This window comes from Microbacterium proteolyticum (assembly GCF_029639405.1).
Taxonomy (GTDB): Bacteria; Actinomycetota; Actinomycetes; order Actinomycetales; family Microbacteriaceae; genus Microbacterium.
In genome coordinates this window covers 3,537,929-3,560,311 of record NZ_CP121274.1, presented here as the reverse complement: position 1 = coordinate 3,560,311, position 22,383 = coordinate 3,537,929, and the positions used below count along the sequence as shown (strand labels likewise).

General features: G+C 70.6%; 24 protein-coding genes and 1 tRNA gene. 12 read left to right on the top strand and 13 right to left on the bottom strand.

Going from position 1 to position 22,383, the window contains the following annotated elements; genetic code table 11:
* Positions 1-29: 29 nt before the first annotated feature.
* Positions 30-557, bottom strand: coding sequence for a methylated-DNA--[protein]-cysteine S-methyltransferase (locus P8R59_RS17875; RefSeq protein ID WP_278102159.1), 528 nt, complete (start codon positions 555-557; stop codon positions 30-32).
* Positions 558-757: 200 nt separating this feature from the next.
* Here P8R59_RS17875 and P8R59_RS17870 point away from each other — a divergent pair, with 200 nt between their 5' ends.
* Both P8R59_RS17870 and P8R59_RS17865 read left to right on the top strand, forming a co-directional pair.
* Positions 758-4,465, top strand: a complete 3,708-nt coding sequence (locus P8R59_RS17870; RefSeq protein ID WP_278102158.1) for an AAA family ATPase — start codon at positions 758-760, stop codon at positions 4,463-4,465.
* Positions 4,462-4,713 (top strand): hypothetical protein, encoded by a 252-nt coding sequence (locus P8R59_RS17865; protein WP_278102157.1) that lies wholly within the window; start codon positions 4,462-4,464, stop codon positions 4,711-4,713. The genes P8R59_RS17870 and P8R59_RS17865 overlap by 4 nt, the downstream gene beginning before the upstream one ends.
* Positions 4,714-4,888: 175 nt before the next feature.
* Here P8R59_RS17865 and mscL read toward each other — a convergent pair whose 3' ends face one another.
* The 3 genes from mscL to P8R59_RS17850 are packed head-to-tail and all read right to left on the bottom strand — an operon-like array spanning position 4,889 to position 6,240.
* Positions 4,889-5,305: a large conductance mechanosensitive channel protein MscL gene (gene mscL / locus P8R59_RS17860; protein WP_278102156.1), complete on the bottom strand. Its 417-nt coding sequence runs from the start codon at positions 5,303-5,305 to the stop codon at positions 4,889-4,891.
* 41 nt (positions 5,306-5,346) lie between these two features.
* Complete coding sequence (locus tag P8R59_RS17855) at positions 5,347-5,625, bottom strand: FmdB family zinc ribbon protein (RefSeq protein WP_077051973.1); 279 nt, start codon at positions 5,623-5,625, stop codon at positions 5,347-5,349.
* Positions 5,626-5,643: 18 nt separating this feature from the next.
* On the bottom strand, positions 5,644-6,240 hold the full coding sequence (locus P8R59_RS17850; RefSeq protein WP_077051972.1) for a 5-formyltetrahydrofolate cyclo-ligase: 597 nt from the start codon (positions 6,238-6,240) through the stop codon (positions 5,644-5,646).
* Positions 6,241-6,306: 66 nt separating this feature from the next.
* Here P8R59_RS17850 and galU point away from each other — a divergent pair, with 66 nt between their 5' ends.
* From galU to P8R59_RS17830, 4 genes are all read left to right on the top strand, one after another.
* Positions 6,307-7,197, top strand: coding sequence for a UTP--glucose-1-phosphate uridylyltransferase GalU (gene galU, locus P8R59_RS17845; RefSeq protein WP_077051971.1), 891 nt, complete (start codon positions 6,307-6,309; stop codon positions 7,195-7,197).
* Positions 7,198-7,211: 14 nt separating this feature from the next.
* Positions 7,212-7,835: a GNAT family N-acetyltransferase gene (locus tag P8R59_RS17840; RefSeq protein ID WP_077051970.1), complete on the top strand. Its 624-nt coding sequence runs from the start codon at positions 7,212-7,214 to the stop codon at positions 7,833-7,835.
* A gap of 171 nt (positions 7,836-8,006) precedes the next feature.
* Positions 8,007-9,053, top strand: coding sequence for a large exoprotein (locus tag P8R59_RS17835; protein ID WP_278102155.1), 1,047 nt, complete (start codon positions 8,007-8,009; stop codon positions 9,051-9,053).
* Between the two features lie 78 nt (positions 9,054-9,131).
* A tRNA-Ala gene (locus tag P8R59_RS17830) sits at positions 9,132-9,204 on the top strand.
* A 59-nt stretch (positions 9,205-9,263) separates the two neighbouring features.
* Here the strand turns inward: P8R59_RS17830 and P8R59_RS17825 are convergent.
* Positions 9,264-9,605, bottom strand: coding sequence for a winged helix-turn-helix transcriptional regulator (locus P8R59_RS17825; RefSeq protein WP_278102154.1), 342 nt, complete (start codon positions 9,603-9,605; stop codon positions 9,264-9,266).
* Positions 9,606-9,683: 78 nt separating this feature from the next.
* On the opposite strand from P8R59_RS17825, the gene P8R59_RS17820 reads away from it, so the two are divergent.
* Positions 9,684-10,340, top strand: coding sequence for an FMN-dependent NADH-azoreductase (locus P8R59_RS17820; RefSeq protein ID WP_278102153.1), 657 nt, complete (start codon positions 9,684-9,686; stop codon positions 10,338-10,340).
* 72 nt (positions 10,341-10,412) lie between these two features.
* On the opposite strand, the gene P8R59_RS17815 is transcribed toward P8R59_RS17820, so the two are convergent.
* The 6 genes from P8R59_RS17815 to P8R59_RS17790 all read right to left on the bottom strand — a co-directional run bounded on the left by P8R59_RS17815 (position 10,413) and on the right by P8R59_RS17790 (position 16,402).
* A complete protein-coding gene (locus P8R59_RS17815; protein WP_278102152.1) occupies positions 10,413-11,342 on the bottom strand; it encodes a CPBP family intramembrane glutamic endopeptidase in 930 nt (309 codons plus the stop codon).
* Positions 11,343-11,494: 152 nt separating this feature from the next.
* Positions 11,495-12,277 carry a TetR/AcrR family transcriptional regulator gene (locus P8R59_RS17810; protein WP_278102151.1) on the bottom strand — a complete coding sequence of 261 codons (783 nt, stop codon included), beginning with the start codon at positions 12,275-12,277 and terminating at the stop codon, positions 11,495-11,497.
* Between the two features lie 161 nt (positions 12,278-12,438).
* Positions 12,439-13,725 carry an ABC transporter permease gene (locus tag P8R59_RS17805; protein ID WP_083735143.1) on the bottom strand — a complete coding sequence of 429 codons (1,287 nt, stop codon included), beginning with the start codon at positions 13,723-13,725 and terminating at the stop codon, positions 12,439-12,441.
* Positions 13,725-14,513, bottom strand: coding sequence for an ABC transporter ATP-binding protein (locus tag P8R59_RS17800; protein ID WP_278102150.1), 789 nt, complete (start codon positions 14,511-14,513; stop codon positions 13,725-13,727). The genes P8R59_RS17805 and P8R59_RS17800 overlap by 1 nt, the downstream gene beginning before the upstream one ends.
* A complete protein-coding gene (locus tag P8R59_RS17795) occupies positions 14,510-15,559 on the bottom strand; it encodes an efflux RND transporter periplasmic adaptor subunit (protein WP_278102149.1) in 1,050 nt (349 codons plus the stop codon). Before P8R59_RS17795 ends, P8R59_RS17800 begins: the two co-directional genes overlap by 4 nt.
* Positions 15,560-15,643: 84 nt before the next feature.
* On the bottom strand, positions 15,644-16,402 hold the full coding sequence (locus P8R59_RS17790; RefSeq protein ID WP_278102148.1) for an SDR family oxidoreductase: 759 nt from the start codon (positions 16,400-16,402) through the stop codon (positions 15,644-15,646).
* Positions 16,403-16,503: 101 nt separating this feature from the next.
* Here P8R59_RS17790 and P8R59_RS17785 point away from each other — a divergent pair, with 101 nt between their 5' ends.
* A complete protein-coding gene (locus P8R59_RS17785; protein WP_278102147.1) occupies positions 16,504-17,349 on the top strand; it encodes a helix-turn-helix domain-containing protein in 846 nt (281 codons plus the stop codon).
* Positions 17,350-17,400: 51 nt separating this feature from the next.
* On the opposite strand, the gene P8R59_RS17780 is transcribed toward P8R59_RS17785, so the two are convergent.
* Positions 17,401-18,900 (bottom strand): amino acid permease, encoded by a 1,500-nt coding sequence (locus tag P8R59_RS17780; RefSeq protein ID WP_278102146.1) that lies wholly within the window; start codon positions 18,898-18,900, stop codon positions 17,401-17,403.
* Between the two features lie 160 nt (positions 18,901-19,060).
* Between P8R59_RS17780 and P8R59_RS17775 the strand changes: the two genes are divergently transcribed.
* The 3 genes from P8R59_RS17775 to P8R59_RS17765 all read left to right on the top strand — a co-directional run bounded on the left by P8R59_RS17775 (position 19,061) and on the right by P8R59_RS17765 (position 20,598).
* Positions 19,061-19,408, top strand: coding sequence for a histone-like nucleoid-structuring protein Lsr2 (locus P8R59_RS17775; RefSeq protein WP_077051960.1), 348 nt, complete (start codon positions 19,061-19,063; stop codon positions 19,406-19,408).
* A 52-nt stretch (positions 19,409-19,460) separates the two neighbouring features.
* Positions 19,461-20,177 carry an acetolactate decarboxylase gene (locus P8R59_RS17770; RefSeq protein WP_278102145.1) on the top strand — a complete coding sequence of 239 codons (717 nt, stop codon included), beginning with the start codon at positions 19,461-19,463 and terminating at the stop codon, positions 20,175-20,177.
* Between the two features lie 82 nt (positions 20,178-20,259).
* Positions 20,260-20,598: a histone-like nucleoid-structuring protein Lsr2 gene (locus P8R59_RS17765; RefSeq protein WP_278102144.1), complete on the top strand. Its 339-nt coding sequence runs from the start codon at positions 20,260-20,262 to the stop codon at positions 20,596-20,598.
* A 60-nt stretch (positions 20,599-20,658) separates the two neighbouring features.
* On the opposite strand, the gene P8R59_RS17760 is transcribed toward P8R59_RS17765, so the two are convergent.
* On the bottom strand, positions 20,659-21,732 hold the full coding sequence (locus P8R59_RS17760; protein ID WP_278102143.1) for a Glu/Leu/Phe/Val dehydrogenase family protein: 1,074 nt from the start codon (positions 21,730-21,732) through the stop codon (positions 20,659-20,661).
* Between the two features lie 118 nt (positions 21,733-21,850).
* Between P8R59_RS17760 and P8R59_RS17755 the strand changes: the two genes are divergently transcribed.
* A complete protein-coding gene (locus P8R59_RS17755; RefSeq protein ID WP_278102142.1) occupies positions 21,851-22,327 on the top strand; it encodes a YbaK/EbsC family protein in 477 nt (158 codons plus the stop codon).
* The last annotated feature ends 56 nt before the right edge of the window (positions 22,328-22,383 follow it).

The window sequence follows — 22,383 nt, the reverse complement described above, 5'->3', positions numbered from 1 at the left end:
ATCCCCGCCCGTCTGCGCCCTCGCCCTCCCTACGCCGGGGCGCGCAATCGGTCGGCGACGCCGTTCTCGAGGTCGAGCAGGAAGTGCTTCACCTCGGGATGACCGCCGTACTCGCCGATGGAGCCGTCCGCACGCACGACGCGATGGACGGGCACGACGATCGAGAACGGCGTGTTCGCGCACGCCGTGCCCACCGCGCGCGCCGCACCCGGCGAGCCCGCCATGATCGCGACCTCCCCGTACGAGGCGACCTCGCCGTAGGGGATACGCCGGGTCGCCTGCAGCGCCGCGCGCGTGAACCCGCCCACCAGACGCCAGTCGAGCGGGATCTCGAAGGTCCGGCGTCGCCCGTCGAAGTACTCGTCCAACTGTGCGAGCGCGTCGTGGGCGGGAGCGGGATCGGGGTCGGGGACGACACCGAGACGGTGCGCGATCTCGGCGCGGGCGATGTCGACGCCGTCGTGCGCGACGTCGAGATGGACGAGCGCGTCGTCGACGAAGGTCAGCAGGATCGGGGCGAACGGGCCGTCGTAGACGGTGCTGGTGGCTGTGCTCATTCCCTCATCCTCATCACGTGCCCGAGACCGCGCCGGGCTCCGAGTCGGATCGGTGGACGGTCCGCCGATTTCCCCGTCGGGGGAGGAACGGCCGATCCGCGCGGCGTGTCGCGCAATCCCGCGAAACTCGGGCCCGCTGCGCGCCTTCTGCGGGTGCCCGGCTTAGTCTGGCAGGTGTGTGGCGAGCTGAGGACGGCGTCGTGACGGGCGCCGAAGGCGACGTTCCGACGTCGATCGATCCGGGCGAGCTGCGACTGTCGGAGCCCGGCATCGTGGTTCGTCACGTCGCCGACCCCGAACGCGACCGCATCCGCACGGAAGCGGCCGCCCTCGGCGGTCGTTCCACGCTCCTGCGGTTCGACGACGCGGTCGACGCGGGCATCGACATCACCAAGGCGCACCCCGGCTCCCTGCCGCAGTTCATCACCGGTCGTGCCACGCTGCTGTCCAACCTCTTCCGCGACGAGGTGGCGTTGCGCACCGCGCGGATCGCCGCCGAGCGCATCACGGCGAAGAACGTCGAACTGCGCACCGCGCGCGGTCTCGAGCCGGTGCACCTGGCCGTGGGGCTCGCCGCGTGGAAGATCGGGGGAGTGGAGTGGTCTGCTCCCGTGCTCCTGCGGCCGCTCGCCATCCGCCGCCATAACGGCGACTTCGAGCTCAAGCTGCACGGCGCCTTCGTGATGAACCCCGAACTGGCGCGCGCGTTCCGTACGCATCTCGGCATCTCGGTCGACAGCACGGCCCTCGCGGGCCTCGCGTACGACCAGGGCGTCTTCAAGCCGCAGCCGGTCATCGACCACCTTCGCCGACTGACGACGCACGTCCCGACGTTCGTCGTGCACCCGCGCCTGGTCATCTCGTCGTTCGCCGACGTCGGCTCCGGCATGGCGCGCGCCGCGGAGCACCTCGACGATCCGCTGCTCAACGCCCTCGCCGGGCACCCCGACGATCGTGCCCGGATCACGGTCCGTCGCGCCGATCCGGTGGTCACGAGCCCCGACGAGCGCACCCCCGCGGCCGACACCCTTCTTCTCGACGCGGATGCCGAGCAGGAACGCGTCCTCGCCCGGATCGCCGCCGGTCACTCGCTCGCGGTCCACACGCTTCCCGGTACGGGCGGCACCCAGACGGTCATCAACGCGATCGGCCAGTGCGTGCACGCCGGTAAGCGCGTGCTGGTGGTCAGCGCGCGCCGCTCCACGCTCGACGGCATCCGTCACCGCCTCGCCGGTGTCGGCCTGACCGGCCTTGCGGTGTCTCCGACCCACGTGCGCCGCGACCTCATCCGTGCGATCGGTCGCAACGAGAAGGCCGAGCAGCCCAAGGTCTCCGAGATCGACGACGCGCTGGTGCGCCTGCGCGCGGTTCTGCGCGACTACCGGTCCGCCGTCACCGAGCCGCACCTGGCGCTGGGCGTGTCGACACTCGACGTGCTGCGGGCCCTGACCGCGTTGGCATCCCTTTCTCCGGCTCCCTCCACGTCGGCGCGATTCGATCTCGCCACCCTGGAGCGGCTCGCCGGTCGGCGCGACGCCGCCGCGAAGGCCCTGGCCACCGCGGCGCGGCTGGGCGAGTTCCGCTTCGGCCCCGACGACTCGCCCTGGTACGGCGTGAGCTTCACGCGGACCGAAGACGCCCGTGCCGCGCACGACCTGGCCGGCAAGCTGCACGCGCAGGACGTTCCGCGCCTCCTCGAGCGCGGGTACGAGCTCATCGCGCAGACGCGCATGCGTCCGTTCCAGACCGTCTCCGAGCTCGGCGCCTACCTCAAGCTGCTGCAGGGGATCCGCGAGTCGCTCGATCGCTTCAGCCCGACCGTGTTCGAGCGTCCGCTCGCGGAGCTCATCGACGCGCACTCGCCGCGCCGCGACTCCTCGGCGATGAGTGGCCCGAACCGTCGTCGCCTCAAGCGACTGTCGAAGGAGTACGTGCGGCCCGGCGTCCACGTACCCGACATGTACGAGGCGCTCGTGCGCATCCAGCAGCAGCGCACCGAGTGGCAGCGCGTCGTCGACGCGGGCGTCACGCCCGAGGTGCCGCTCGGACTCGCCGACGTCCACGTCGGCTGGCAGCGGGTGGATGCGATGCTGGGCGAGCTCGACCAGATCCTCGGCCGTCAGGGCTCCGACCGGCTCGCGACGCTTCCGGTCCAGGTCCTCGTGCGCACGCTCGCCGGTCTCGCGGCCGAGTCGACGTTCTTCGACAACCTCGTCGAACGCGCGCAGCTGCGCGGTGAACTCGCCCGGCTCGGACTCGAGCAGCTCCTCGTGGAGCTGTCGGTGCGCCACGTTCCGGAGGACCGGGTCGGCGACGAGCTCGAGTTCGCCTGGTGGCAGTCGGCGCTCGAGCATCTCCTGCGCACCGACCGCGCGCTCCTGGGCGCCAACACCACCGTGGTCGATCGCCTCGAGCGCGACTTCCGACTCGTCGACGAGGCGCACGCGGCGGCGGCCGGTCCGGTGCTCGCAGCCGAACTCGCGAAGCAGTGGCGCATCGGCATCGTCGATCATCCCGACGAAGCGGCAGCGCTGAAGAGCTCGCTCAAGGACGGCCTGCACACCGCGCAGGAGATCTCGGATGCCGCGCCCACGCTGCTCCGCACGCTCGCGCCGGTGTGGTTGGCATCCCCCTACGAGGTTCCCGATGTCCCAATCGATCTCGCTTTCGACGCGGTGATCATCGCGGATGCCGCGGCCCTGTGTCTCGCGGAGGCGGCGCCGGCGCTCCTCCGTGCCCGCCAGGTCGTGCTGTTCGGCGACCCCGTCGTGCAGAAGCCCACGCCGTTCCGGGTCAGCGCGTCGCTCGCCCCGGCCGTGGACGACGAGGCCGACGACGTTCCGTTCGACGGGGTGTCGGTGTTCGAGCGGATCGCCGAGCTGCTGCCCGTCGAGACGCTGACCCGCAGCTACCGCGCGGGCGGCGAAGACCTCGCGCAGCTCGTCAACGACGCGTTCTACGGCGGCGAGATCGTGTCGTTGCCGTGGGCCGGCTCGTTCCTGGGTCGCGGCAGCCTGAGCGTCGACTATGTCGAGAACGGCGTCGGCGCGCCCGACCCGGTCAGCGGCGCCGTGGAGAGCCCGGATGCCGAGGTCGCCCGCGTGGTGACCCTGGTGGTCGAGCACGCGGTGAACCGCGCCTCCGAATCGCTCATGGTCGTCACCGCCAGCCGCAGGCACGCCGAGCGTGTCCGCGCGGCGGTGGAGGCGGCACTCGCCGGGCGCTCCGATGTCGCCGCGTTCGTCTCGCGGGATGCCGCCGAGCCTTTCGCCGTGCTGACGCTCGAGGAGTCCGTGGCCGAGAGCCGCGACCGCGTCGTGTTCTCGCTCGGCTTCGGGCTCACGCGCCACGGTCGCGTGCTGAGCGACTTCGGCGACCTCTCGACCCCGGACGGCGAGCGGCTCCTCACCGTCGGGATGACGCGTGCCCGTCGGTCCATGGTGATCGTCTCGTCCATCCGTCCGTCGTCGTTCGACGACGGCCGCCTTGAGCACGGCGCCGCGACTCTCATGGGGATCCTCGGCAACCTGGCCGGGCGCGGTCGCGACGCGCGCCTGGAGGATCTGGCGGATCCGCTCACCCGTGCGCTCGCGCGCGAGCTGCGACGTCTCGGCATCGAGGTCGACCTCGACTACCGCGGCCTGCTGCCCCTGGTCGCCCGCTATCGCGGCAAGGCCGTGGTGGCGGAGAGCGACCCCGAGACGATCGGGGAGTCGCTGCGCGAGACCCTGCGTCTGCGCCCGCAGATCCTGCGTCGCCTCGGCTGGCACTACGTGCGCGTGCACGCGTTCGACCTGTACAGCGACCCCGCGGGTGTGGCATCCCGGATCGCAGAGCTTCTCGGCGCCGCCCCGGACGACTCCGCCGCTCCCGGCACGACCACCGAACCCCTCGACCTGAACGGGTGAGTGCGGTGGCCCCGACCCCGGATGCCACCGATCCCGACGTCCCGGACACGGCTGCGCCCGCTTCGGCCGAGATCCGGCAGCCGATCGTCCGCGTGCGGGGTGCGCGGCGCGCGCGGCTGCTCCCCGCACCCGGCACGAGCCCGGAGCCGGTGCCCGCGGACGACACCACCCGGGAGCGCCCCGCCGCGCCCGCGGCATCCGGTCCCAACGACACGCAGCTGCTGCGCGACGTCCCGCCGCACTACTGATCCCGGCACCGGTGGGGGCCACGCCTACCGACGCCGCCGCCGGGGCGTGCCGCCTGCGGGCGCCGGCGCCGCCCGCGCCCGCCGCCCGCATGCGAGAAACGCTCCCCGCGGTGGGAAACGGCGTGACGTGCCGTTTCCCGCCGCGAGAAGCGTTTCTCGGTGAGGGTGCGCCGACTCAGGCGCGGGGCTGACGCTCCAGCAGGTCGCGGATCTGCACGAGCAGTTCCTGCTCGGTGGGGAGGCTCGGCTCGTCGGCGTTCTCGACCACGCCGACGCGTGCCGCCGCCCGCGCCTTCCAGCGGTTCATCGGGAAGACGAAGACGAAGTACACCACCAGCGCGACGGCGAAGAAGCTGATCACGGCCGTGATCAGGGTGCCGAGCGGGAAGGTGACCGTCTGGCCGTAGAGCCCGGTGATGCTCGGTCCGAGCTGACCGTTCTCGTCAGGCACGTAGAAGATCTCGACCAGCGGGTTGATGATCGCACTGACGATGGCGTTGACGACCGCGGTGAACGCGGCTCCGATGACGACCGCCACCGCGAGGTCGATGACGTTTCCGCGGAGGATGAACTCCTTGAATCCCTGGATCACGACGTGGCTCCCTTTCCGCCGCGTCGCAGGATTCGGCGAAGTCAGGATGCCGGGGTGGACGCGGTCTTCGTCGACTCAGAGGTCGATGATGTCGAAGATCCCCCCGAGGTGCCGGATGCCGCGCCGGAGGACGACGCATTCGACCCGCGGGAGTCGGTGCGGTAGAAGCCCGAGCCGTTGAACGTCACGCCGATCGAGCCGTACTGCTTGCGCAGCTCACCGCCGCATTCGGGGCATTCGGTGAGGGCGGCGTCCGAGAAGGACTGGACCGCGTCGAAGCGGTGACCGCACTGCTTGCAGGCATAGGCGTAGGTGGGCATTGGCGTTCCTTCGGGTGTTCAGGCTGCGGAGCGGTCGATCGCGACCGTGCGCGTGGGGGTCACGATGCCCGAGACGGGCTGGTCGTGCACATCGCGCGGGACGTCGTCGACGAACTCGGAATCGAAGATCACGGCGTACACGGGCGGGCACTTCTCCATCGACCCGATGGTCTTGTCGAAGTAACCGCGGCCCCAGCCGAGACGCATCCCGCGACGGTCGACGGCGGCCGCCGGGATGACGAGGAGGTCGACGTCGTTGACGGCGATCGGGCCGAGGACGTCGCCGACGGGCTCGGGGAGTCCGAACAGCCCCTCGGCGATCTGGGCGTCGGGGGTGGCCACCGCCCAGTCAAGCAGGCCGTCTTCGCGCGTGATGGGGAGCAGCACCCGGATGCCACGGGCCACCGCGCCGGCCACGAAGGCGTGCGTGCCGGGTTCGGTCGTCGTCGACAGGAAGCACGAGATGCTGCGCGCGCCCAGGTGCTCGACGAGGGCGTCGAGTTGCTCTTTGACGCCGGCCTCGGCGACCTCGCGCCCGTGGGCGGAGACGGTCTGGCGTCGTTCGCGCAGATCCGCACGCAGAGCGCGCTTGGCCTGCTCGATGCTGTCGGGCATGCAGTAAGTGTACGTGCGTGCGCAATCGGTAACAGCGCTGTCGCATGTCACCAGTAGGGTATGCGCATGCCTAACAAGCCCTTCAAGGCCGTGATCCCGGCCGCTGGACTCGGTACTCGCTTCCTTCCGGCCACCAAGGCCATGCCGAAGGAGATGCTTCCGGTCGTCGACAAGCCCGCCATCCAGTACGTGGTCGAGGAGGCCACGGCGGCCGGCATCGATGACGTCCTCATCATCATCGGCCGCAACAAGAACAACATCGCCAACCACTTCGACTCGATGCCGGAGCTCGAGTCGAAGCTGCGCGAGAAGGGCGACCACGACAAGCTCGCCAAGGTCGAGCACTCGTCCGACCTCGCCGACGTCCACATGGTCCGCCAGGGCGAGCCGAAGGGCCTCGGTCACGCCGTTCTCCGCGCGCGCAGCCATGTCGGCGACCACCCCTTCGCCGTCCTCCTCGGCGACGACCTCATCGACGAGCGCGACCCGCTGCTCGAGCAGATGCTCGCCGAGTACACCAAGCGCAACGCCACGGTGATCGCCCTCATGGAGGTCGACCCCGAGCACATCCACCTCTACGGTGTCGCGGCGGTCGAGCCCACCGAAGACGACGGTGTCGTCAAGGTGACGCAGCTCGTCGAGAAGCCCAAGGCCGAGGACGCCCCCTCGAACCTCGCCATCATCGGCCGCTACGTCCTCGGCCCCGACGTGTTCGGCATCCTCGAGCACACCCAGCCCGGCAAGGGTGGCGAGATCCAGCTGACCGACGCGCTCGAAGAGCTCGCGAACGGCGGCGGCGACGGCGGCGGCGTGTACGGCGTCGTCTTCCGTGGGCGTCGTTACGACACGGGCGACCGCGTCGACTACATCAAGGCCATCGTCCAGCTCGCTTCCGACCGCGAAGACCTGGGGCCGGCCCTGCGTCCGTGGTTCAAGGAGTTCGCGGCGGGTCTCTGACCCGACGGGATGCCATGGATCTCTCCGTCCCACGACGGCACGGCGAGGTGTCGATCCGTCTCATTCGCAACCGCGACGCGCGCGTCCTCCAGCAGCAGCTGATCGACAACCGCTCGTGGCTGCGGCCGTGGGAGGCGACGAGCCCCGACGGGCCCGTCTCGTTCGACATGCGTCTGGGTATCCGGCGCCTTCTCCAGCAGTACCGCGACGGCCTCGGCGTCCCCTTCGTCATGGAGTGGGACGACGAGGTCGCCGGCCAGCTCAACGTGTGGGGTGTGTCCCGCGGATCGCTGGCGTCGGCGACGATCGGGTACTGGGTGGCGGAGGAGTTCGCCGGTCGCAACATCACGACGGTCAGCGTTGCGTTGGCGACCGACGTGTGCTTCACCGAGCTGAACCTCCACCGCGTCGAGATCTGCATCCGGCCCGAGAACCACGCGAGCCTGCGCGTGGTCGAGAAGCTCGGTTTCCGCTACGAAGGTCTCCGCCGCCGGTACATCCACATCGACGGCGATTGGCGCGACCACTACGCGTTCGCCCTCGTGCGCGAGGAGGTGCCGCACGGCGTCCTCGACCGCTGGGAGCGCGGTCAGGTGCCGCCGGGTGCAGCCCAGGTGCCGCCGGGCGACCGGCTGTAGCGATCCGCGGTTGCGCGCCGCCCGGTGCTGCCTGGCGCCGAGACTGCAGTGGGCTGACGAAAGTGCGGCACGCTGCAGTGGAGTTGTCGGGCGGATGCAGTCTCGCGATCCGCGGGCGCGACACGCGGAGGGATGCCGAGGTGTGACCTCGTCGTGACCTACCGTTGTGCCATGGGTGGACAGGTTCTCGGCGGCGGGGTGATCGTCTTCGTCGCGGTCGCGCTGTGGTTGGTGTATCTGCTCCCGTCGTGGCAGAGCCGTCACCGTTTCACGTCGGCGGAGCGCAACGCCGTGCGACTGAACCAGGCGCTGCGTGTTCTCGCGGAAACGGCGGAGACGCCGCGCGAAGTCCACCTGGAGCTCACCGCCCGTACGGCCCACCAGCAGCAGAAGATCGCACGTCAGGTGCAGGCGCACAAGGCGCAGACGGATCTCGCCGAGGCGAAGGCCCGGCTGGAGGTCGCCCGCCTGGAAGCGGCCCGTGACCGCGATCTCGTGAAGGAGCAGCGCGCGGCCGCTCTCGAGCTGGCCCGCGCCGAACGCGCAGCCGCCGTCGAGGTCGCGAAGGCCGAGCGTGCCGCGGCCCTCGAGAAGACGCGTGCCGAGCAGGCCGCCGCCGTGGAACGCGCACACGCCGAACGTGCGGCCGCCGTCGCTCGTCCCGAACTCCGCCGCGCCCGTGCGCGTCGTCGTTTCCGTCTCGCCACGACGACCCTCGCGGGCCTGGGCCTCGCGGCCGCGGTGGTCGGTGGCATCCAGGTGTACCTCGGAGCGGCCCCGGTGCTGCTTGTCGCCGGAGGAGTGGCCGTCGTGCTCGCCCTCGTCGTGCTGCAGCGGTTGTCCCGCGTCGCGGCTCGGGCGTCCGCCCGACCGGCCGCGATCGCGGTGGAGCGCGCAGCGGTCGAGGTGCAGGACTTCGGCGCGGTCGCCCCGGCGCCCCGCCCGACGTGGACGCCGCGGGAGCTCCCGCGTCCCCTCGTCGCCTCGGCCGGCTCGCGCGCTGCGGCGGTCGTGGAGGAGCAGCTCGCCCGCGAGGCTCTGCGCGCCGCCGCACGCGAGCAGGTCGCCCGCGAGATCGCCGAGGCGCAAGCGCCGACGCCGATCGAGGTCGCCCGCCCCGCCGCCGCATCGCCGTACGCGGCGATGGGCTACGTCGACGACTCCGAGATCGAAGACCACGTGCGCCAGCTGTTGCAGCGTCGCGCCTCGGGTCAGTAAGCACTCGGCGCGGCACGCCCGGGAGGTCGCCCCGGTCGGTCGGGGCGAGGGGTGCGTGATAGTGTTGTGGAGTTGTCCGGGCCTGTGGCGCAGTTGGTAGCGCGCCTCGTTCGCATCGAGGAGGTCAGGGGTTCGAATCCCCTCAGGTCCACCGAACAACGTGCGGCGCCTCTCCTTCGGGAGGGGCGCCGTTCTCGTTCCCGGGGAGGGTCAGCGCTCTGCCGGCGCCAGGTTCTCCCGCGCCCACGCGCCGAGCTGATCCAGCACGGGCAGCACGCGACGCCCCGCGTCGGTCAGGTCGTAGGACACCGAGACGGGCGGGCCGGCGTCGACCGTGCGGACGGTGAGGCCGGTCGTTGCGAGCTCCGCGAGGCGGTCCGAGAGCACGGCGTCGCTGATCCCGGAGACGGCGCGGCGGAGACCGACGAAGGTCGTCGCGCCCGCGCCGAGCGACGACAGGATCATGCCGTTCCAGCGCTTGCCGAGCACCGAGAAGGCGAGCGTCACCGCGGCATCGCAGGCGCTGATCTCGGCATCCGGACTTTCCGTCACCCCTCCAGCCTACCCGTGCTACAGTCTGGCTAGTCGCTCTGTTTTACAGAGTAGCTCTCACTTTCTGATTGGAGACCCATGTCCCTGTTCCGCCTGGATGCCAGCATCCTCCCCGCCTCGAGCGCGAGCCGGTCGCTCGCCGATCTCGTCGAGCAGGAATGGGTCGACGCGCACCCCGACTCGGGCGTCACGCGTCGCGATCTCGCCACCGCACCGGTTCCGGCGACCGCGTGGGCCGACGCCGTCACGGCGAAGTTCGTCGCGGAGGAGGAGCGCACCGCGGGGCAGCGTGAGGCGCAGGCCCTGGCGACGACGTTCGCCGACGAGCTCATCGGCGCCGAGGCGCTGCTGTTCGCCGTCCCGCTGTACAACTACGGCGTCTCGCAGCACTTCAAGACCTGGTTCGACCTCGCGTACACCGACCCCCGCATCGACCCGCAGGGCACGGCGCTGCAGGGCAAGCCCGCGACGCTGGTGACGGTGCTCGGCGGCAACTACGCACCCGGGACGCCCAAGGAGGGCTGGGACCACTCGACCGGCTGGCTGCGCCGCGTGCTCGAGGACGTCTGGGGGCTCGACCTCCGCGTCGTCGAGCGTCCGTTCACGCTCGTCGGGGTCAACCCGGCGCTCGACGCGTTCGCCGACACCGCTCTGGCGCTCAAGCTCAAGGCCGAGGGGGACGCGGTGACGTACGGTCGCGAACTCGCGGCCTCGAAGGGCGCGTCGACCGACTGAGGCCTGTGGTCCTCGCAGGGGCCCCGGATGCCACCGCATCCGGGGTCCTTGGCGTCTGGAGCAGTCCCTCGATCAGTGCCGCACGCGGGGGAGCATCACGCCGCGCCGCACCGCGACCACCGTCAGCACGATCCCCACGCCGAGGGCCACCACGAGGAACGGCAGGGAACCCTCGCCGCCCACCGCGCCTCCGGTGAGCAGATCGGGCCCGACGAGGTCGGCGGTGAACAGGCCCTGTCCGGTGGCGTTGCCGGAGACGTGCAGACCGAACAATGCACCCTGCGCGGCGTTGAGGCCGAGGTGGAGGGCGATCGGCATCCACAGGCGCCGCGTCAGGAACCACGCCATGTTGAGCGCGAGGCTCGCCGAGATGAGGACGAACAGAGCAGCGACCGGGCCGGCGGGGGAGCTGAGCGCGTGCACGAGCGCGAACAGGACGCTCACCACGATCAGCGCGCCCCACGAGCCCACCCAGTCATCCAGGATTCGGAGCAGGAATCCGCGGAAGAAGATCTCCTCCATCACGGCCGGACCGATCCCGAACATCAGGCCCGTCACGATGCCCAGGCCCACCTGGACGCTCACGACGCGGTAGACCGTCAGCAGGGCCAGGATGCCGACGGCCGCAGCCACGATGCCGACACCGATGAGCAGCCCCCAGCCGAACTCGCGGCCCGCCCCGGGGAGGGAGAACTCCGCGACACGGCGGCGGGACACGAACCGCACGACGAGGAAGAACCCGAGCACGCTGACCGCGGCACCCACGAGGAACCCCGTGGGTGCCGCGGGACCGGCGGCGGCGAGGATCTCGCCGACCGTGGCACTCGCGTCGCCCGAGCTCATCAGCCCGAACACCAGCACGGCGCCGGCCGTCATCGCCACCTGCGAGACCGCGTAGACGACGACGCCGAGGATCAGCTGCAGCACGCGACGTCGTTCGGGTCGACGACGGCTCTGGAACGCGGGTGCGACTGCGGCTGCGGGGGAGGGCGAGATCGACACGGGACTCCTTCGGGTGGACAGCCCGAACCTAGGGGCTCGCTGCTCGCGGCCCCGCGCGCTCACCCCGGTGTTCACCTCGCGAGCCCCTCGACCGTCGCCTCAGGGTCCGGAGTGACGCGCGCACCCGGCGGTGGGGGCGGTCGCCGATCGCCTCAGTTCTCGTGCGGCTCGAGGTCGACGAGGCCCTCGAGGATGCCCCAGAAACCGAGCGCGGCGGGGTGCCACTCGACGAGTTCGCCGTCGAGGCCCGGCTTCGTGATGATGGTGTCGGCCAGATCGGGGTTCACGAGACGCCGCTGGGCGAGGCCTTCCACGACGGCGGCACCGAGGCCGGCGAGCAGCTCCGCGGAAGCGCCGGGGAGGAAGGAGAATCCGAGTCCGCTCAAGGCCGCGCCGTAGAACTCCGCGGTGCGCGCGATGAACATGTTCTCGGTCTGCTGCAAGGCTTGGACGAGACGCGAGCGCGTGTCCTCGTCGGCCAGGCTGCTCGCCGATGTGACGAGCGTCACGTGCGTGCGCCAGCCCACCGACTCGCTGAAGTGCTCGAAGTTCATGCGACCGGCGACCCGGACGGCCTCGCGCAGGACCGCCACGCGCCCCTCGTGGGACACGAGCAGATGCTGGTTAGCAGTGATGACGTCGTTGGCGGCCACCTGCGTCCCGGGATAGAACATCGCGTCGTGCGACTCCGACGATGTCGCCAACTCGACCAGCAGGTCGGCGAAGAACCGTTCCTTGGCGGGCCAGAGCCGGTAGAAGGTGCTGCGGGGGAGACCCGCCGTCCGGATGAGGTCCTCGATGCTCAAGTGCTCCAGGCTGACCGTCAGTCCCGACTGCGTCAGCATGGACAGCGCGGTCGTCAGAGCCGCTTGTCGCGTCTCGTCCGCCGACTGTCTGCTGCTGCGCCCGGGGGCGCCCCACCCTGAAGAGCTCATTCTGATATTCAACATCACAATCTCGATACTTGGAACTTGGCATTCCAAAACTGGACATCAAACTCACGTCCCAGTACCGTGTGCTCAGGCCCGTTGTGCCTGGGCGGATGATTTTTGGGGGTCGCCCAGGCGCAACGAGCGTCGTGCCACCCGGTGCGAGGTCAGTACCGGATCGCGTCGATGACCTTCACCCGCACCGCGACGAGCGCGGGCAGCAGACCCGCGAGCGCTCCGACGGCTGTGGCCGCCGCCAATCCGGTGATCGCGGCATCCACGGGGAAGGGCGGGAAGTCGCTCACCATGCCCTGACCGATGAGGTCGCGCAGCCACGGCGATTGCACGATGAGGATGGATGCCATCACCCCCGCGGCTCCGGCCACGACCGTGGCGACGACGCTCTCCATCATCACCGCGAAGAACACCCGCCCCGCGGTGGCGCCGAAACTGCGTCGGATACCGATCTCGCGCACGCGCTGCTTGACCGTCACGAGCGCGATGTTCACCAGCCCGAGGGCGCCGAGGAGCAGGACGAGCACGGCGATGCCGATCACGACCATCTTGGTCACCAGGAACGGGTCGTCGCCGTAGGTCGCCCAGTCCTGACGGCTCACATTCACCTGGGTGCCGTCGCCGAGGGCCGCCGTGAGGTCGCGCGTGACGAGCGTCGCGAGCTGGTCGGCCAGCTCGGGCGGCACCCACATCTCGTACTGCGACTGCGGCGCCCCGCCGTACGGTGAGCTCGCAGCCGCGTCGGCCCCGCTGCGCCCGATCGCGGCCGCCTGGACCGCCTCCGCCTGGTCCGCAAGCATGAACATCGAGGGTTCGGTGTCCCACGTCGACGAGGGCGTGACCCCCACGACCACCGCGGTCGTCCCGCCCGGTGGGATCCCGGATGCCGCGCCGGGCACCGCCTGACCGCCGAGCGCCACGACGGGGTGGGTGGACAGATCGGGGCGGCCCATCCGGTCCCAGAACACCTCGTTGACGATGAGTCGCGGCGCCAGCTGCTCGGCATCCGTCGGGGTGAACCACTCGCCCTCGAGCATGCGGACGCGGTGCATCTCGCCGTACGGCTGATCGACCGCCTGGGTCGCGACCTGGGCGACGCCGCTGACGAATGGGACCATCTGCGACGTCTGCTGCGCGCGTGTCGCGAACGAGATCCCGTAGCGCTGCACGACGTCGTTCCAGGCGGCATCCATTCGCGTCGGATCGATCTCGCCGTCGTTTCGGAATGCCGAGACGTTCAGGCTCGCCGGGCGCCCGCTCTGCCGTTCGCTCATCTCCTGGTTGGCCTGCTGGACGATCGCGCCGAGGGCGACGACGGTCGTGAGCGAGCACACCGCGACGGCCACCCCGATGAGCGACAGCAGCACGCGGGTGCGGTGGACCCGCACCTCCTGCCACGCTTCGAGAAGCGAGCCGACGAGGCTCGACACCGCGCGCATCAGCCGGCTTCCCCGACGACGGCGTCGACATCGGTCTCGGCGTCGGTGGCCTCGGCGGGCGCCATCTCCCGGACCTCGCGGCGCGTGCGCGGTTCGAGCGTCGGGTCGTCGACAGGGGTGAGGATGCCGCGATCGAGGCGGAAATGCCGGCGGGCGCGGCGCGCGATCATCGGGTCGTGCGTGATGACGACCTGAGCGGCTCCCGTGCGCTCGGCGACCTCGTCGATGAGCTCCATCACGCTCTGACCCGTGTCGAGGTCGAGGGCGCCGGTGGGTTCGTCGGCGAGGATCAGCCGGGGCCCGCGCACGAGCGACCGCGCGATCGCGACGCGCTGCTGCTCGCCGCCGGACAGACGGTCGGGCATGCTGTGGAGGCGGTGTCCGAGACCGACGAGGTCGAGCATGTCGGCGGCGATCTTCGTGCGCCGCCAGAACGTCCGGCCGCTGGAGTACAGCAACGGCATCGTGACGTTCTCGAGGGCGGTGCGCCCTTGCAGCAGGTTGAACTGCTGGAAGACGAACCCGATCGCCGCGCCCCGCAGCCGGTCGCGGCGCGCCGTCGACAGGCGGCGGACGGGTGCGTCATCGAACGAGATCTCGCCGCTGGTGGGCAGGTCGAGAAGCCCGAGGAGATTCAGGAGCGTGGACTTCCCCGAGCCCGAACGGCCGACGATCGACACGTGATCGCGCGGTTCGATGGTGAGGTCGACGCCCGACAGGATCGTCAGCGCCGGCTGGTCCGGCGGGAGGACCGTGCGAGTGACCTCGCGCAGTTCCAGCAGGCTCACGGCTGCAGAGCCGATTCGCAGAACATCGACCCGTCGGGGTACGCGGTGCACCCGTCCGGAGTCGTCGCCATCGCGCCCGGGGCGAACTCCAGGACCTCTTCGCCCTCGGTGAGCCCGTCGGTGATCTGCACCTGAGTCCCGTCGGTGAGGCCGAGGGCCACCGCGCGCTCCTCGGCTGCGCCGTCCGGGGTCGACACCCAGACGGTGCCGCTCTGCGCCGCACCGCGGACGGCGGTGGTGGGGACCACGAGCACGTTCTCGGCGCTGCCGCCCGAGATCGTCATCTCCGCCGCGAGGCCCGCGAAGACGGTGACGTCGCCCGGTACCGCGCACGTCGCCGTCGTGCCCGAACCCGTCGTCGAGCCGGATCCCGCGCCGCCGCCGCCCGCCGACGACGCGGACTCGTCCGTCGAGCTGCCGGCGAGAGGAGTCGTGATGCGCAGGTTCGTGCAGGTGAAAGCCGCCGGACCCCCGGTGATCGTGACCGACGCGTCGCCGGGGCGGTTGAGGAGGCGGTACTGCTGCGCCGGCTCGAGGTTGCCCGAGACGGAGAACGACGGCGGAGCGACGTTCCCGGCGGCCGCTCCGACGGTGAGCTCCTGCCCCGCGATGACGGACAGGGAGCTCAGGGTCCCCGCGATGGGCGCCACGACATCCTCGTAGCGGAAGATCGCCGGCTTCGGGTTGCCCTCGGCATCCACGCTGTCGGCCGGGTCGCGTTCGATCGGGACCTTGACGTTGAAGATCACGTCGCCCGCTGAGACGGTGGCTCCCTGGGAGACGAAGATCTTGTTGACGGTCCCGCCGGCGGTCGATCTCAGGGGCACCGCGGGATCGGCCGACACCGTCGCCTTGATCACGACGTCGTTGGTGATCGTGCCCGATGTCACGGGAACGCGCGGCTCGACGATCGTCCCCGTCGGTTGGGCCGGGTCGGCCTCGGCCGGGCCGTCCGGGAAGAAGGCCAGTTTGATCAGCGCGACGGCGATGACCGCCACCAGAAGCAGGCGCAGGATCGGGAAGACCCATGTGCGTGCGATCCCCATGAAGCCCCCCGGACCATGATCGTCGTTTTCCCTTCACCCTAGGGGATGGGCGTGACGGTCCCCGGCCCGGGGGATGCCGCGAGGTCAGTGGGGGTCGGCGGCGTTGAGCGCCCGGACCGTCTCGGCGTAGTCGCCGCGCGCCTCGGCGTGCCGGAGGAACCCGACCCGTTCGACCTGGATCTCGGTGGCGTCCGGCTGCTCGCGGAGGATCGCCATGACCTCGTCGGCGAACTCCTCCAGCGGCATGGCGAACGAGCTCTCCCGCTGACCGGGGAGGAGGTCGGTCGCGACGGACGGCGGCTCCAGCTCGACCACCGCCACGGACGTGCCCTCGAGTTGCAGCCGCAGGGACTCGCTGAACATGTGGATGGCGGCCTTCGTCGCGTTGTAGGTCGGGGTCGCCCGCAGCGGGACGAACGCCAGCCCGGAGGACACCGTCATGATCGTGGCCTCCGGCTGCCGCTGCAGGTGGGGGAGGAGGGCGGCGATGAGACGGAGCGGGCCGAGCACGTTCGTCGTCACGGTCTCCTCGGCGGTCGCCAGGACGGCGGATCCTTCCCGCCAGTCCTCCACGCGCATGACCCCCGCCATCGCGATCAGCGTGTTCAGCCCCGGATGCCGCGAGATCACCTCGCGCGTCACCTCCGAGATGGATGCCGCGTCGGCCGTGTCTATGCGGACGGTGTCGATGCCCGGGTGGGTGCGGGCGATCTCGTCGAGCCGCTCCTGCCGGCGTCCGCCGACGATGACGGTGTTGCCGGCGGCGACCAGCCGCTCCGCGAGGGCGAGGCCGATCCCGCTCGTGGCTCCGGGGATGAAGACGGTGTTTCCGGTGATGTTCATGTCGTCAGTCTCGGCTCGGGGGCCGAGTGGCATCCAGGTTCCCTCGATCGGGGGACCGGCGATCCCTGGATGCCGAGCCTCCATGCCCGCAGGATGGATGCATGGACCGAAGTGGCATGGCCGACTTCCTCCGCGCGCGGCGGGAGGCGTTGCGACCCGGCGACATCGGCATGACGGAGGGCGCGCGGCGTCGGACGGCGGGTCTGCGGCGCGAGGAGGTGGCCGCCGCGGCCGCGATGTCGGTCGACTACTACACGCGCCTCGAGCAGCAGCGGGGTCCGCAGCCGAGCACGACCGTGCTCGCCGCGCTCGCGCGGGCCCTGCGCCTGAGCCGCGACGAACGCGACTACCTCTTCCGTCTCGCCGGTCACGCCGTGCCCGATCGGCTCGGGCGCGCCGATCACGTCTCGCCGGCGCTGCAGCGCGTCTTCGCGCGTCTGTCGGACACTCCGGCCCTGATCATCTCCCACCTCGGTGAGACGCTGGCGCAGAACGCACTCGGCATCGCGCTGCTGGGCGACCACGTCGGCGCGCGCGGATGGGCGCGGTTCGAGGCGTGGCGGTGGTTCGTGCCGCCGCGCGGGGACCGCGAGATCTATCCCGCTTCCGACCGTGAACGACAGAGCAGGGCCATCGTCGCGGGTCTCCGTGCCGCCTACGGTCTGCTCGGCCCCTCCTCGACCGCGGGCGAGCTCGTCTCCGAGTTGCTGCCCCGCAGTGAGGAGTTCCGCGCGCTGTGGGAGCGCCAGGAGGTCGCTCAGCGCTTCGCCGATCACAAGGTGCTCGTGCATCCCGAACTCGGCGACATCGAGGTCGACTGCCAGGTGCTGTTCACCGAGGACCGCGCTCAGGCGCTGCTGGTGTTGACCCCGGAGCCGCGCAGCGAGGCGGAGGAGAAGATCCGCCTGCTCGCCGTCCTCGGCGTCCAGCGTTTCCCGGCGGGCTGAGACGACGGATGCCGCGCCCCGGCGTGGGGCGCGGCATCCGGTGCCCGAGGGCTACTGCTTCGGCGGACCGACCACCCGGGGCACCGACGGGTCGAGCAGGTCTCCCGTGCCGACGCGCGCGTGACGGCGCGAGTACGCGAAGTAGACCACGAAGCCCAGCGCGAGCCAGATCAGGAACCGCAGCCAGGTCTCGACCGACAGGTTGAGCATCAGGTACGTGCAGATCAGGGCCGACAGGATCGGAAGCACCGGGTTCAGGGGCACGCGGAATCCGCGCTTCAGATCGGGGCGCGTGCGCCGGAGGACGATCACACCCACCGAGACGAGGACGAAGGCCGACAGCGTCCCGATGTTGACCATCTCCTCGAGCACCCCCACCGGCGTGACGCCGGCGACGACCGCCACGATGAGCGTCACGACGATCGAGATCACCCACGGGGTGCGGAAGCGCGGGTGCACCTTGGCGAGACGCTGGGGGAGCAGACCGTCGCGCGACATGGCGAAGATGATGCGGGTCGCGCCGATGAGAAGGGTCAGCACGACCGTGGTGAGACCGGCGACCGCACCGGCGGAGATCACCGTCGCCATCCATCCCTGCCCGTGGTAGACGAACGCGTTCGCGAGAGCGGCGGCGGGATCGAGGTCGCGGTACGACACCATGCCCGTCACGACGAGGGCGACGGCGCAGTAGAGGATCGTGCAGATCACGAGCGACGCGATGATGCCGATCGGCATGTCGCGCTGCGGCTTCTTCGTCTCCTCGGCGGTGGTCGCGACGACGTCGAAGCCGATGTACGCGAAGAACACCAGTGCGGCCCCCGCCAGGATGCCTCCCACGCCGAAGGTCGCCGGCTCGAGGCCCGACAGGAACTGCAGCAGGGGCTGCGTGAGGCCCGAAGCGGCCTCGGTCGGCTCGCTCGCGGGGACGAACGGCTGGTAGTTCGCGGGGTTGATGAACATCAGACCGGCGATGATCACGAACAGGACGATGAAGAGCTTCACGGCCACGAGGACGAGGTTGACGCGCAGCGACTCCTTGATACCCAGGGTCATGAGTCCACCCAGCACCAGGACGAGCAGCACCGCGGGAAGGTCGATCACCCCGCCGTAGGAGACCTCGGGGGGCAGGACGATCCCGAGCTGTCCGAGGAAGGCGCCGAGATACGCGCTCCATCCCTGCGCGACGACGCTCGCCCCGAGGAACATCTCCAGGATCAGGTCCCATCCGATGATCCAGGCGAACAGCTCGCCGAGGGACGCGTAGGAGAAGGTGTAGGCCGACCCCGACACGGGCACGGTCGACGCGAACTCGGCGTAACACATCGCAGCGAGTCCGCAGGCGATGGCGGCCACGACGAAACTGAGGACGATCGCGGGGCCGGCGACTTCGTGCGCGGCGCGTCCGGTGAGCGTGAAGATACCGGCGCCGATGACGACGCCGACGCCGAAGACCGTGAGGTCGAGAGCGCTCAGGGACTTCTTCAGCCGGAACTCCGGCTCATCGGTATCGGCGATGGATTGCTCCACCGACTTCGTGCGGAAAAGACTCACGCGACACTTCCTCCGTCCGGCGCTCCAGGAGCGAACGCCACCTCGGGAGGATAGTGCCTCCGCGGGCGAGCGCCTATCGCTGGCCCTTCGCGCAGTACTGCGCTAGCGCACCCGTAAACGCCCGGGGATGAATAGGGAAAAGGTGTATGGTTCTCTCACCATGGCAATTAAGCACATCACGCATCTGGTTGACGATCTCGACGGAACCGTCCTCGAAGAAGGCGACGGAAAGCAGATCACTTTCTCGGTCGAAGGCCGGTCGTACGAAATCGACCTGTCCGACCGGAATGCCGACAAGTTCTACGCGGCCGTCGCGCCGTTCGTCGACGCCGCCCGCCCGGCCGGCCGGACCACCTCGGCGCCGCGCCGCGCGCGCTCCGCGCGCCGTTCCAGCGATATCGATCTCGCCGCCGTCCGCGAATGGGCTCGTGCGAACGGACACACCGTGAGCGACCGCGGTCGTATTCCTGCATCGGTCCTCGAGGCCTACGGCGCCGCCAATTCCTGAGAATGCCGACCCGCTCCGGGGCGAAGGCGGAACTCCGCTGCGTCCGGGGGCGGTGACGCAATTCGCGGTGCTCGACGCCCTCCTGGGCGGTGTCTACTCCTCCGGCGTCTCCGTCTCCGAGATGCTCGGGTGGGGGGATACCGGAATCGGCTGCTGCGAGGGGCTCGGCGGAGAAGTGCTCGTCATCGACGGCGAGGCGTTCGAGTGCACGGCGGGGGCGCCTCCCCGGCGCATGCGAGCCGACGAGACCCTGCCGTTCGTGGACGTGTGCACGCTCGGCGACAGCCCCGGTAAGGCTCTGCGGGGCGTGGACCTCGCCGGTCTGACGGCCGCGGTCGAGGCGCGACTCCTCAGCCGGAACCTGTTCCACGCCGTCCGGATCGACGGAGTGATGGCGCGGATCCGCACCCGCGTCACCGCGCGACAGGAGCCGCCGCTCCGGCCGCTGGCGGAGGTCGCGGCGGAGCAGATCGAGACGGAGGTCTCCGGCGTCGCCGGTGTCGTCGTCGGGTTCTGGATGCCCCGTATCTACCAGGGCATCACGGTCGCTGCGCTGCATCTGCATTTCCTCAGCGACGACCGCCAGGTGGGTGGTCATGTCCTGGACGTGACCGTCGACGACGCACTTCTGCGGGTTTCCGCATTCGCGCAGTTCGCGCTTCGCCTTCCGCTCGACGCGGACTTTCTGTCGCACGAACTGTCGCATGGCGAAGACCATCGGATCACGGCGATCGAAGGGGGAGAACCCCGTTCTTCCCCGAATGACTGACCAGTTCGGTGGGGTTATTGGCCGGGTGAAGTCACGCATCCTTCACGGAATACGGTCATGCTCGGGTCATAGAATGCGAACCATGGCGAAAAAGCAGATCACGCAACTCATCGACGATCTCGACGGATCGGTCATCGACGACGGGACCACGATTCATTTCTCGGTCGAGGGGCGTGCCTACGAAATCGATCTCTCTCCGGAGAATGCGGCGAAGCTCCGCGCCGCCTTCGAGCCCTTCGTCTCCGCCGGCCGTGGACTCGGTTCCGTCCCCGCCCCCGCTCGACGGGGGTCGAAGACCCGTTCGGAATCCGCACGCGACCTCGGCGACGTGCGTGCGTGGGCCGAAGAGAACGGCTATTCCATCAATGCGCGGGGGCGCATCTCCGCGACGGTTCTCGAGGCGTACGACGCAGCCCACTGAGAGTGGAGAAGGACCCCGGATGCCGTGGCATCCGGGGCCCTTCCGTGTTTCCGGCGCGGATCAGACCAGGGCGTCGGATGCGGCGCCCACGCGCAGGCGTTCGGCGGCGAGGCCCTCGGCTGCCGCGAGCGGCGTCACGCCGCGGGACTCCGCCTCGTCGAACACGCGGCGGAGCGTGTCGCCGATCCCCGCGACGCGGCCCATGATCTCGTCGCGCGAGCCGAGACGCTTGGCCACGAGGTCGAGGTAGATGACACCGCCGGCGTTCACCACGAAGTCGGGGGCGTAGAGCACGCCGCGGGCGGCGAGTCGGTCGGCTCCGGAACGGTCGGCGAGCGGGTTGTTGGCGGGACCGCACACCGCGCGCGCGTCGAGCGCGTCGATGACGTCGTCGGTCAGAACGCCGCCGATCCCGGCCGGCACGAACACATCGGCGGGCACGAGGTGGACCTCGCCCGGCTCGACCCACACGGCGCCGAGCTCGGCGGCCAGAGCGCGCTTGGCGGGGTTCACGTCGGTGACGGTGAGCACCGCCCCCTCGGTGGCGAGGCGCGCGGCCAGACGGCCTCCCACCTGACCGAGACCGGCGACGGTGATGCGCCGACCGTTGACGTCGCCCGAGCCGGTGGCGCGCTCGAGAGTCGCCACGAGCGACGCGTACACGCCGAGGCTCGTGGGTCCCGCCGGCTCTCCCGATCCGCCGACCGCGTCGGGGAGCCCGACCACGTGCGCGGTGCGCTCGCTCACGACGAGCATGTCCTCCGTGGTGGAGCCCACGTCCTCCGCCGTCCGGTACAGGCCCCCCAGGCTTTCGACCGCGTCGCCGAGGTCGAGGAAAGCGGCTCGACGGCGATCGGCGTCGAGCATGGTCCCCTCGGGGAGACCGATGACCGATTTCCCGCCGCCCGCGTCGAGACCGGCCGCGGCGTTCTTCAACGTCATCGCGGCCGACAGGCGCAGGGCGTCGCCGAGGGCGTCGCTCCAGTGCGGGTAGGTCCAGAGGCGGGCGCCGCCGAGGGCGGAGCCGAGCACCGAGGAGTGCAGCGCGACGGCGATGAACAGGCCGCTCCGGCGTCCCGTCACCGCCTCCACGCGCTCGTGGGCGAAATCGGGCAGGGGAAGGGCGTTGGTCATCGCGATCCTTTGGTCGGTCGCCTTGTGGGCGGCTCTGTCGTGGATGCCGCGGCGTTGCGGCATCCACGTCCATTCTGACGCGCCGAGGGGGCAGGGGCGAGCACCCTAAGCTGGCGCGATGAGCGAGTCGCTCTCCGCCCGCAGCCGCCGTGTCGCCGCCGCGCTGGAGCGCGCCGGGATCACGGGCGAGATCGTCGTCCTGCCCGCCGCCGCGCACACCGCGGTCCTCGCCGCCGAGGCGCTCGGCGTCGAGGTCGGCGCGATCGCGAACAGCCTTGTGTTCTGGAGCGACGGTGAACCGCTGCTCGTGATGACCAGCGGCGCGCACCGCGTCGACACGGTGGCACTCGCGGCACGGCTCGGGCGCGGTGGCATCCGTCGGGCGACGCCCGAGCAGGTCCTCGCGGCGACGGGTCAGCCGATCGGCGGGGTCGCCCCGACCGGGCATCCCGCGCCGCTCACGACGATCGTCGACGAAGACCTCGCGGCCTACCCGCGGGTCTGGGCCGCCGGAGGGACCCCGCAGACGGTGTTCCCGCTGACGTTCGACGAGCTGGTGCGGCTGACTGGCGGCACGGTCGCGCCCGTCGCCTGACACGCCGCGCTGGGGCCGGACGCGTCCGCGCCGCGCCCGATCCCGTGCGGGACGAC

Excerpts from the sequence above, each read along its gene's own strand:
- P8R59_RS17775 (WP_077051960.1), top strand. The coding sequence starts at position 19,061 with ATGGCAATTAAGCACATCACGCATCTGGTTGACGATCTCGACGGAACC.
- galU (WP_077051971.1), top strand. The coding sequence starts at position 6,307 with ATGCCTAACAAGCCCTTCAAGGCCGTGATCCCGGCCGCTGGACTCGGT.
- P8R59_RS17835 (WP_278102155.1), top strand. The coding sequence starts at position 8,007 with ATGGGTGGACAGGTTCTCGGCGGCGGGGTGATCGTCTTCGTCGCGGTC.
- P8R59_RS17765 (WP_278102144.1), top strand. The coding sequence starts at position 20,260 with ATGGCGAAAAAGCAGATCACGCAACTCATCGACGATCTCGACGGATCG.
- P8R59_RS17810 (WP_278102151.1), bottom strand. The coding sequence starts at position 12,277 with ATGAGCTCTTCAGGGTGGGGCGCCCCCGGGCGCAGCAGCAGACAGTCG.
- P8R59_RS17755 (WP_278102142.1), top strand. The coding sequence starts at position 21,851 with ATGAGCGAGTCGCTCTCCGCCCGCAGCCGCCGTGTCGCCGCCGCGCTG.
- P8R59_RS17855 (WP_077051973.1), bottom strand. The coding sequence starts at position 5,625 with ATGCCCACCTACGCCTATGCCTGCAAGCAGTGCGGTCACCGCTTCGAC.
- P8R59_RS17795 (WP_278102149.1), bottom strand. The coding sequence starts at position 15,559 with ATGGGGATCGCACGCACATGGGTCTTCCCGATCCTGCGCCTGCTTCTG.
- P8R59_RS17840 (WP_077051970.1), top strand. The coding sequence starts at position 7,212 with ATGGATCTCTCCGTCCCACGACGGCACGGCGAGGTGTCGATCCGTCTC.
- P8R59_RS17760 (WP_278102143.1), bottom strand. The coding sequence starts at position 21,732 with ATGACCAACGCCCTTCCCCTGCCCGATTTCGCCCACGAGCGCGTGGAG.
- P8R59_RS17875 (WP_278102159.1), bottom strand. The coding sequence starts at position 557 with ATGAGCACAGCCACCAGCACCGTCTACGACGGCCCGTTCGCCCCGATC.
- P8R59_RS17850 (WP_077051972.1), bottom strand. The coding sequence starts at position 6,240 with ATGCCCGACAGCATCGAGCAGGCCAAGCGCGCTCTGCGTGCGGATCTG.
- P8R59_RS17805 (WP_083735143.1), bottom strand. The coding sequence starts at position 13,725 with ATGCGCGCGGTGTCGAGCCTCGTCGGCTCGCTTCTCGAAGCGTGGCAG.
- P8R59_RS17820 (WP_278102153.1), top strand. The coding sequence starts at position 9,684 with ATGTCCCTGTTCCGCCTGGATGCCAGCATCCTCCCCGCCTCGAGCGCG.
- P8R59_RS17785 (WP_278102147.1), top strand. The coding sequence starts at position 16,504 with ATGGACCGAAGTGGCATGGCCGACTTCCTCCGCGCGCGGCGGGAGGCG.
- P8R59_RS17790 (WP_278102148.1), bottom strand. The coding sequence starts at position 16,402 with ATGAACATCACCGGAAACACCGTCTTCATCCCCGGAGCCACGAGCGGG.